Source organism: Methylobacterium sp. UNC378MF (assembly GCF_900103195.1).
Lineage (GTDB): Bacteria > Pseudomonadota > Alphaproteobacteria > Rhizobiales > Beijerinckiaceae > Methylobacterium.
In genome coordinates this window covers 1-8,998 of the sequence record NZ_FMWU01000061.1, presented here as the reverse complement: position 1 = coordinate 8,998, position 8,998 = coordinate 1, and the positions used below count along the sequence as shown (strand labels likewise).

The following is an 8,998-nucleotide window of genomic DNA, read 5'->3' as shown; positions in this document are numbered from 1 at the left end:
GAGTTCGTTCTCGATGAGCGCCTGGACGTCCTGGGTGCGGCGGCCGGCGACCTTGATGCGGCCGGCATAGGGCACCGAGATGGCGCCGTCGCGCCCGACGGGCTGCTCGGGGATCAGGGCGGATTTGGATCCGGCCGAGAAGCGGTCGGCCACCAGCGGCCCGGAGAACAGGCCGCCGGACCCGGCTTCCCAGATGGAGACCGAGACCATGTCGCCGATGCCGATGACCGGCTCCGAGGAGGGACGGTGGTCGCCGAAGGAGGCGAGCAGGCTGTCGAGCGGGCGGCCGCGCAGGGCCTCGACCACCGAGGGCGTGACGTCGATGATCTCGTAGCGGGCGAGAAGGCCGCCATCGGCCGTGGCCACCTCAGCCCCAGCCTGGATCGCACTCGCCGTCGGACCCGCCGCGGGCAGGTACGTGCAGCCCGACATCGCCGTGACGGCGAGCAGGACGTGGGGAAGTTTGCGCATCCAGATGTTGCCCATCGGTATTGCCGAGCCCGTGCCTAGCCCATAGCGGGCCAGGTGTCCGTAGCGGGTGAGCCACACTCCGCCCGCCACGGCCGAGACCGCCAAGTCATCCTCGTTAAGCACAGCTTTTTCGGGGCATCGGCGCGCGAAACGCCGGGCGCGGCTTGGACGTCTTCAATATCGGGACACAAATCTGGACCTTATCGACCGCGACAGCCCGGCTCTTGCGGCCGCGTGACGGGCTGAGGCCGACCTGCTCCGCTCAGTTCGACTGGGTCACCGCCGCGCTGATGTTGCCGTAGACGGCGCTGACGCGAGACACGTAATACCGGATGCTGCCGACGGCGACGAGGAAGATCAGGCCACCGATGAGGGCGTATTCCGTCGCCGTGGAGCCGTACGCGTCGCGGGCGAAGCGCGCAGCCGCGGCGCGCATCCGGTCGATCCAGGCGGACGTCATCCGGGATCGCATTGCGCCCTTCCCCGCCCCGCCGCATCCCGGCTCATCCATGGTCGCACGCGCCTTCCAAGTCCCGCCGCCCGCGTGGCCGCACGCGCCACAAGGCCGAATAGCCGCTCGCCATTGCCGCCGGCTTAATGAAGTGTCCGAAACAGGGCGGGCTTGGCGGTTCCGGCCGGGATAGACGCCGGCAGGGTTAGGCGTGACGAAGGGCGCGCCTGGTGCAGGCGCGCCCTTCGCGGCTCAGGCGTGGCCGGCCTTGTGGCGGAGGTCGTCGATCCGCTTCGAGGCCTCGGCTTTGTCGAGGTCGGGATCGAACGCCGCCGGCTCCTTGGCCTCTTCCGAGAGCGTCTTCAGATAAGAGGCCTGCGCGCCGGTCATCGGCTCGCCGCCCGTCGTCCACTGGTCCGGGTCCTTGATCTGGTTCGACACGTCCTTCGGGTCGGCCTTGGGATTGTCGCTGGCGCTGCCCGTGCCGGCCTCCTGGTGCGATCCGGCGCTCCGGCCAGCCTTCGACGTCGCCTTTGCGGTGGTGGTCGTCATACGGTGTATGTTCCCTATATGTTCGCGTTCTCGGATATGAACGCGCCCGGCCGCGTTACGGTTCCGGCACAAGGAGGCCCTGACGAGCGCGGGGGACATCTTTCCTTCTTCGCGCCCGCTCCTAATGATGGGACGCGCAGCGCCTGGAGCCACGGTGGTCTGGATGACGTCCCCAGCAGAGCCGACGCCTGATGTCGGGACGGCCGCCGGTCGGGTGCTCGTGGTCATGGGTGTCTCGGGCTCGGGGAAGAGCACCGTGGCGGCCTTGATCGCCGAGAGGCTCGGCTGGATCTTCGTGGATGGTGATAGCTTCCACACACCCGAGCACGTGGCGAAGATGCATGCGGGTCACGCCCTCGACGATGAGGATCGTGCCCCGTGGCTGGCCCGGATCGCGACCTGGATCCAGCAGCGTCTCGATGCCGGTGAGTCGGGTGTGGTGGTCTGCTCCGCCCTCCGCCGTGCCTACCGGGACATCCTCACCCGGGGGAGCCGACGCGTCCGCCTCGTCTATCTGGACGGCGACAGGGCCCTGATTGGGCAGCGCCTCGCCGAGCGCCGGGGCCATTTCATGTCGCCGCGCCTCCTGGACAGCCAGTTCGCGACCCTGGAAGTTCCCGCTCCCGACGAGCACCCGATCACCGTCGGGATCCTCGAACCGCCCGAGGCGATTGCCGACCGGGTCGTGGCGGAGTTAGCGGCCGAGGCGCGCCGGGATGCGGGCGGGGAGTGAGCCGATGACAGCAGGATCCGGCGAGGCCGGGGGAATCGCCCTGGTGATCTCGGACGTCGACGGCACCCTGGTCACCGGCGACAAGCGCCTGACCGAGGCGACGGTGGCGGCGGTGCGGCGACTGCGCGCGGCCGGCATCGGCTTCAGCATCGCCTCGGCACGGCCGCCGATCGGGCTGCGGAGCCTCGTCGCCGAACTAAGTCTCGACCTGCCGATGGCGGCTTTCAACGGCGCGAGCGTTGTGCGGCCGGATCTCTCGACCATCGAGGCACGGACCATCCCCGCGGCGGCAGCCCGGTCGGCCCTCGACCGGCTCCTGGCCGAGGAGCTCGACGTCTGGGTCTTCGCCGAGGGCGCGTGGTGCCTGCGCGATCCGGACGGCCCCTACACCGACCTCGAGCGGCGCACGATCGGCGCGGAGCCTCGCGTCGTCGCCGACCTCGGGACGCTCATGGGGGCCGCATCCAAGATCGTCGGCGTCAGCCGCGACCACGCCCATCTCGCGGCGTGCGAGGCGCGAATCGGGGCTGCCCTGGCGGACCAAGCGACCGTTCACCGATCGCAGAAATACTACCTCGACGTGACACCGCCGGATCTCGACAAGGGCCAGTTCGTCGCCTGGATGAGCGCGCATCTCGCGATCCCGCCCGAGCGGATCGCCACCTTCGGCGATGCCGGCAACGACCGCCCGATGTTCGCGCAGAGCGGCTTGTCCGTGGCGATGGGCAATGCCGAGGACGCCGTGAAGGCATCCGCGCGCGCGGTCACGGACAGCAACGACGCCGATGGCTTCGCCCACGCCGTCGAGCGCCTCATCCTGCCCTGATCGGTCACCTATCTCCGCAGGCATCCCTGTGGACCAACGCACCGACGCGCGAGGCGACGCGCGTCTGTGGCGTGCGGATCACAGACATCCCTGACACCCGGGTCGCCCACAGGCTGCCGAACCGGGGCCGCTTTCCGGCCTCATTTCCCCGCGACCTAGCTTGACCACAGAACAAGCAGCACCGGGTCTCGGAATGCATCGCCTTATCCTGGCCGCCGTCCTCGCGGTCGTGCCCGCAGCCGCCTTCGGGCAGAGCGCGCACGACAATATCGACGCGTTGATCGAGCAGCAGGCGAAGGCGAACGGCGTCCCGGCGAGCTTCGTTCACGCCGTGGTCAAGCGCGAGAGCAACTACAACCCGCGGGCCAAGGGCGGCAGCGCCCTCGGGCTCATGCAGATCAAGCACGCGACCGCGCGCAGCCTCGGCTATACCGGCGACGCCGCCGGCCTGTACGATCCGCAGACCAACCTGCGCTACGGTGTGGCCTACCTGGCGGGCGCTTACCGCACGGCCAAGGGCAATCTCAGCCAAGCCTATCAATACTACAATCGCGGCTACTATTACGCGGCCAAACGCCAGGGCATCTCCACGGAGGTGGCCTCGGTGGTGGCACCCGTGGCGGCCTCGGCCAGCGCCCTCGCCAGCCTGTTCGGCGGCGGCGCCGCCGATACCCGGAACACCGCCGCTGCATCGGCCCTGGCCTACGCGCCCAGCACCACGGCGGTGGCGGAGGTCCCGACCGAGACCGTCGAGGTGCCGCTGCCGCCGCGCCGGCCGGCCGCCCTGGCCGGCGCGACGGTCGTACTCGCCAGCCTGTCCATCGATCCGGCCGCCAGCCCGGAGGCGGCCCCGGCCGCCGCCGCCGTTCCGTCCGTGGAGGTGCCGCTGCCGCCGCGCCGGCCCACCAGCCTGGGGAGCGCCGTCGCGGCAACCGATCCCGCGCCGGCGCAGGTCGCGGAACTGCGGCTCTCACCGCCGGCCGAGGCGGCACCCGCTCCGGCGACGAAAGCCGCCGCTCCGGCGCCGAGTTCCGAAGCGGTGGCCGAAGCGGTCGAGGTGCCGCTGCCGCCGCGTCGTCCGTCCCTCCAGATGCTCGCCGCCGCCACACCGCGGCGCGCGCCGGCCGCCGCGCCCGTGCGCGAGGCCACGGCCCTTCCGGTCGAGTAGGTCCGCCGATCCGGGCTTCTGCCCACACAAGGATCATGCCCAAGGCTTGACCATCGCACGGTTCCGCAACACATAGGCGCCACGCCAGCAACGTGGTTGAATCGGTACGGTACGGACCGGCGCCGCAGCATAGCGGTCGTACGCGGGTGGCGCACGACGGATCTCAGGGCAGGAAACGCCGGTCTACGCGCGCACGTTCGGGCACCTTTGGCCCGGAGGGACGCCGAGGCGCGTCGGATCTCGAAGCGGCAGGCATGCAGGGCACGGACTCTGCTTTCAAGCTGGCAGGAAAGCGGACGGCGCCATGACCGGCGTGGTGGAACAAGAATCACTCTTTCTCACGGACCTCGGGCGCCGCGTCAGACATGCGCGCACCGTGCGTGGGCTGTCGCGCAAGGTCCTGTCGCAGACTTCCGGCCTGTCCGAGCGCTACATTGCGCAGCTGGAGGGGGGCCAGGGGAATGTCTCCATCATCCTGCTGCGGCGGGTGGCCAACGCCATGGGCGTGCGGCTGGACGATCTGATCACCGGCCATGACGCCCTGCCCGACTGGCCGGTGGTGCGCGACCTGCTCGGTCAGGCGAGCCCGGCCCAGATCGCCGCGGCCAAGGAGGCGCTGTCCGGCGGGTCCCGACTCGAATCAAGCAATCGGCCTCGGGTAGCACTGATCGGTCTGCGCGGCGCCGGCAAATCGACCCTCGGCAAGCTCGCGGCCGAGCGTTTGGGCTGGACCTTCGTGGAACTGAATGCCGAGATCGAGCGGGAGAATGCCCTGTCGGTCCAGGAGATTTTCGCGATCTACGGCCAGGAGGGCTACCGTCGGCTGGAACAGGCAGCCCTGCGTCGCCTCACCGAGCATCCCGGACCGCTGATCCTGGCCACGAGTGGCGGAATCGTCGCGGAGCCCCTCACCTACGATCTGCTGCTGCAGGCCTTCTACACGATCTGGCTGCGTGCCCGGCCAGAGGAGCACATGAGCCGCGTCCGCGAGCAGGGTCACCTTGCCACGACGGGCGACCATGCCTCTGCGATGCAGGAGCTGCGTGCCGTGCTGGCGAGCCGCGAGCCGCTCTACGCCCGGGCCCCGGCCACGGTGGACACCTCCAACATCCCGGTCCAGACGATGCTGGACCGGCTGACGACGGCGATCGAAGCGCGGTTCGGGCAAGCGGTCCCGGCAGGGAACTGAGCCGCTCCCGTTCGCTGACAGCCATGCGGTCAACGCGACCTTTGGGCCGCGCGGGCCCTTGATCGTCGCGGTGCAGCACACCACGCTAAGGCCGAACGCGCGGTCCGGCGGCGCTGCGATCCGTTTCCGCCCCGGGCGGGACACCCGCCCTGCACGGGCGGGCGCTGGACCGGGCCGCCGCACGCGTAACCGGCGAACCACTCGAAGTCCCGGACATGAGCATCCGCCCATGAGCGCCAGTCCTGCCTTCACTCACCCATCGCATGACCTCGCGGTCGTCGACCCGGTCTGGTCGCGGCTGCGGGACGAGGCGGAGGATGTCCTGAGGACCGAACCGCAGCTCGCCTCCTTCATCGTCTCGACGATCCTGAACCACACCACGCTGGAAGGCGCGGTCTCCCACCGGGTCGCGGCCCGGCTCGGGCACCCGTCGTTGCCGGCCGATCTCGTCGCCCATGCCTTTCACGAGGCCATCACCGCGGATCCGGGCATCGGGCAGGCGTTCCGCGCCGATATCGGCGCGGTGATCGACCGCGATCCGGCGACCCTGAGAGCCCTCGAACCGGTACTCTACTTCAAGGGCTTTCACGCCCTGCAGGCTTACCGCCTCGCCCACCATGTCTGGAACCGCGGCCGTCGCGACCTCGCCCTCTACCTCCAGAGCCGGGTCTCCGAGGTGTTCCAGTGCGACATCCACCCGGCGGCGCAGATCGGGCGGGGCGTCTTCCTCGACCACGCCACCGGGCTCGTGGTCGGCTCGACCGCGGTGATCGAGGATGACGTGTCGATCCTCCACGCCGTGACCCTGGGCGGCACCGGCAAGCAGCGCGGCGACCGCCATCCCAAGATCCGCCGCGGCGTGATGATCGGTGCCGGCGCCAAGATCCTGGGCAACATCGAGGTCGGGGCCTGCGCCCGGGTGGCAGCGGGCTCGGTGGTGCTGCGGCCGGTGCCGCCGAACACCACGGTCGTCGGCGTGCCGGCGCGCGTGGTCGGCACCGCCGGCTGCGACGATCCCGCCCGGGCGATGGACCAGCTCGTCGCCCTCGATCAGTTCATCCACCTGGGCGATGGGATCTGACCCGCAGCGCCGCCGCGCTTGCCGCTCCGCCCTAGGCGTGGCAAGCCCTCGGGCCATCCGCGGCGCCAGCGCCGCCAGGGGAGATCGACCAGCGTGACCAAAGCCGAGACCGCGAAGCTTCAGGACTATCTGCGTCGCAAGTTCGCGAACAACAATATCCGCCTCACGGCGATGAAGACCGGCGACTCCGCCGAGGTGTTCATCGGCGAGGAGTCGATCGGTGTGATTGCCGACGACAAGGAGGACGGAGACGATTCCTTCGTCTTCCGGATGGCGATCCTCGACATCGATCTTGAGGAAGAGGCCTGACGCACCACGCCGCGGTCGCGATCCCGTGCCCTGGGCCGGGTTCCGCCGGCCCGACCTGTGCACGGATTAACGCTAACGTCGACTCGTGCTTAACAAGCGGTAAACGGCGTGAGTACAGTGCGCGCAACCTGTATCGGGAGCGCGAATAATGGTTCTCACTCCGACTGCCCTCGAATCGATTCGGACCTTGTGCATCGGGCTGGCGCTGTCCGGCCTGATCGCCAGCGCCTTCGAGCTGTTCGCGGCACGGCGCGCGAGCTTCAGCCTGCTGGAGCGGGGCGGTCTGCCCGCGGTGGCGGCCTTACCGATGCTGGCCTTCTCGGCGCCGTTTATCATTCTGCGCAACACCGTGCGCGGCCGGCGGATCGAGGGCCGGCCGATACCGTTCGTGATGCTGGCGACCATCATTGCGTGCGGATGGAGCCTGCTCTCCGGCCGCGTTGCCCTCGACCTTGCGGCGATGCTGGTCGGCGCCTGACGGGATTCAGGGCTCGGCGGTGGCCACCTGTGCGGCGCCGTCCTTGCCCTCCAGGGACACCCAGGCCGCCCCATCCTGGCCGGCCCGCTTGATGAAGCTGTAGCCGGTGCGCCGCCAGGAGCGGATCGCATCGGTCTTGTTGTCGAGGATGAAGTCGCCGCGATCGGTTCGCACCGTCAGCACCGCGTGGCCCTCGTTGGTCTCGTCGATCACCACAGTCATCAGCAGGGCGCGCCGCGGCAGGCCGCGCTCCACCAGCATCCGCCGCTTCAGCAGCTGGTAATCCTCGCAATCGCCGAACCCGTCATCGGGGAAGTCCCATCGGTCGACGACGCCCCAATGCGCCTGATCGGTGATCGGCCGGATGCGCGCGTTCACGCGGCGGTTGACGCTCTGCAGGGTCCGCCACACCGCCACGGTCAGCGGGATCTCGGCGGGCTCGGCGGTGTCGACCGTGCATTCCTGGGGTGTGCGGATGCAGAAATCCGTCCAGCCGGCGATCGCCCGCACCGGCCCAGTCGGTTCGGCGGCGCTCACCTGATCCGGCAGAACCAGCCGGGCATGGGCGTGAGTTGTGGCACCGCCCATCGTGAGGATCGTGCCCAGCAGGGCGAAACTCGCCGCCTGACGCGCCCGGCACGCCGCATGCGTCCACCCGCGCCATTGCAGGGGGCCGAACACCTGACACGAGATTCCGCCATCCGCGTGCCGCATGGTTCAAGCCCCCGCCGCCCGATGATGACGGAAGGGTGACACGGCCACGTGCGACGCACAATGGGCTGAAGTGGAGTTGGTAACGTGTGGGGAGGCGCATCGGTTCCGATTTAAGAGAGCGTTGCATCCGCAGGGCTTGCCGGGAGCACATGCGCTGGGTGAATAGCCGCTCTGCACCCTCTCGGAAGGCCTTGATTCAGGTCAGCTTTGCCGGCTTCTGAGAGCGGCTCGCGCAGGGGATTCGCGACGAGCTCGATCGAAGCGCATGAAGCCGGCCAGCCCGTCGCGGACGGAGCCGCCCCCAGGAAAGGACCCGCGATGCAGCCCGCCATCCAGCAGGTGATCAGAGCGCTCGCCGAGGATGGTCGGGCCGGTGCGATCAATATCGCGGAGCACGCGGTCGATTCCTATCTCGCCGACGCGCCAAGCGAGGGCGACAGGGCGCTGTCGCGGGACATCCTGGTCCGGGACCTGGCGAACCTTCGGGGCGTCGCCCCGCATCTCGCCGCTTTCATCGGCCGGGTCGAGTCCTACGTGGCGAGCCTCGCGCAGCCGTCGCTGAGCCGGGCGGCCTGAGACCCCTCAGCGGTTGGCGGTGGTGATCGGGGAGGTGACGCCGCCGAGCGAGACCCAGGCGACCGCGTCCTGGCTCTCGCGCTTGATGAACACGTAGCCGGTCTTGTGCCAGGGCAGGATCGCGTTGGTCTTGTTGTCCAGCACCAGGTCGCCCCGGTCGGTGACGAGCGTCAGCACCGCGTGGCCCTCGCCCTTCTCGTCGATCACCACGGTCATGCGCATCGCCCGCCGCGGCAGGCCGGCTTCGACCAGCAGGTGGCGCTTGAGCAGCTGGAAGTCCTCGCAATCGCCGATGCCGTCCTCGGCCAGGTCCCAGCGATCGGCCACGTGCAGGTGGTCCTGGTCGGTCATCGGCTCGACCGCCTTGTTGACCCGCCGGTTCACCGACACGATCGTCGCCCAGGTCGCCGGCGTCAGGCTGATCCGGGCCGGCTCGCTCCGGTCGACCGC

At 69.6% G+C, this 8,998-nt stretch carries 13 protein-coding genes; 8 read left to right on the top strand and 5 right to left on the bottom strand.

Features of this window, described 5'->3' with window-relative positions:
* The 3 genes from BLT59_RS30175 to BLT59_RS30165 form a co-directional block, all read right to left on the bottom strand.
* Positions 1-471 (bottom strand): polysaccharide biosynthesis/export family protein (locus BLT59_RS30175; RefSeq protein ID WP_175544174.1); only part of this gene is annotated, 471 nt, incomplete at its 3' end.
* A 262-nt stretch (positions 472-733) separates the two neighbouring features.
* A complete protein-coding gene (locus BLT59_RS30170; RefSeq protein ID WP_244514210.1) occupies positions 734-931 on the bottom strand; it encodes a Flp family type IVb pilin in 198 nt (65 codons plus the stop codon).
* A gap of 243 nt (positions 932-1,174) precedes the next feature.
* On the bottom strand, positions 1,175-1,474 hold the full coding sequence (locus BLT59_RS30165; protein ID WP_091789857.1) for a DUF3072 domain-containing protein: 300 nt from the start codon (positions 1,472-1,474) through the stop codon (positions 1,175-1,177).
* Between the two features lie 163 nt (positions 1,475-1,637).
* Here BLT59_RS30165 and BLT59_RS30160 point away from each other — a divergent pair, with 163 nt between their 5' ends.
* From BLT59_RS30160 to BLT59_RS30130, 7 genes are all read left to right on the top strand, one after another.
* Complete coding sequence (locus BLT59_RS30160) at positions 1,638-2,207, top strand: gluconokinase (protein ID WP_091789863.1); 570 nt, start codon at positions 1,638-1,640, stop codon at positions 2,205-2,207.
* Between the two features lie 4 nt (positions 2,208-2,211).
* Entirely contained in the window at positions 2,212-3,033 is an 822-nt protein-coding gene (locus BLT59_RS30155; protein ID WP_091789854.1) for a Cof-type HAD-IIB family hydrolase, read from the top strand.
* A gap of 193 nt (positions 3,034-3,226) precedes the next feature.
* Positions 3,227-4,201 carry a lytic transglycosylase domain-containing protein gene (locus BLT59_RS30150; protein ID WP_091789851.1) on the top strand — a complete coding sequence of 325 codons (975 nt, stop codon included), beginning with the start codon at positions 3,227-3,229 and terminating at the stop codon, positions 4,199-4,201.
* Between the two features lie 304 nt (positions 4,202-4,505).
* Positions 4,506-5,390 (top strand): helix-turn-helix transcriptional regulator, encoded by an 885-nt coding sequence (locus BLT59_RS30145; RefSeq protein WP_091789848.1) that lies wholly within the window; start codon positions 4,506-4,508, stop codon positions 5,388-5,390.
* Between the two features lie 229 nt (positions 5,391-5,619).
* Positions 5,620-6,471, top strand: coding sequence for a serine O-acetyltransferase (gene cysE, locus BLT59_RS30140; RefSeq protein WP_091789845.1), 852 nt, complete (start codon positions 5,620-5,622; stop codon positions 6,469-6,471).
* A 93-nt stretch (positions 6,472-6,564) separates the two neighbouring features.
* On the top strand, positions 6,565-6,780 hold the full coding sequence (locus tag BLT59_RS30135) for a DUF3126 family protein (RefSeq protein ID WP_007565940.1): 216 nt from the start codon (positions 6,565-6,567) through the stop codon (positions 6,778-6,780).
* Positions 6,781-6,928: 148 nt separating this feature from the next.
* Positions 6,929-7,258, top strand: coding sequence for a DUF6949 family protein (locus BLT59_RS30130; protein ID WP_091789843.1), 330 nt, complete (start codon positions 6,929-6,931; stop codon positions 7,256-7,258).
* Positions 7,259-7,264: 6 nt separating this feature from the next.
* Here BLT59_RS30130 and BLT59_RS30125 read toward each other — a convergent pair whose 3' ends face one another.
* Positions 7,265-7,972 (bottom strand): transglutaminase-like cysteine peptidase, encoded by a 708-nt coding sequence (locus BLT59_RS30125; RefSeq protein ID WP_091789840.1) that lies wholly within the window; start codon positions 7,970-7,972, stop codon positions 7,265-7,267.
* A gap of 318 nt (positions 7,973-8,290) precedes the next feature.
* Between BLT59_RS30125 and BLT59_RS30120 the strand changes: the two genes are divergently transcribed.
* Entirely contained in the window at positions 8,291-8,548 is a 258-nt protein-coding gene (locus tag BLT59_RS30120; RefSeq protein WP_091789837.1) for a hypothetical protein, read from the top strand.
* A 6-nt stretch (positions 8,549-8,554) separates the two neighbouring features.
* On the opposite strand, the gene BLT59_RS30115 is transcribed toward BLT59_RS30120, so the two are convergent.
* Positions 8,555-8,998: transglutaminase-like cysteine peptidase (locus BLT59_RS30115; RefSeq protein ID WP_175544173.1), on the bottom strand; the 444-nt coding region annotated here is incomplete at its 5' end.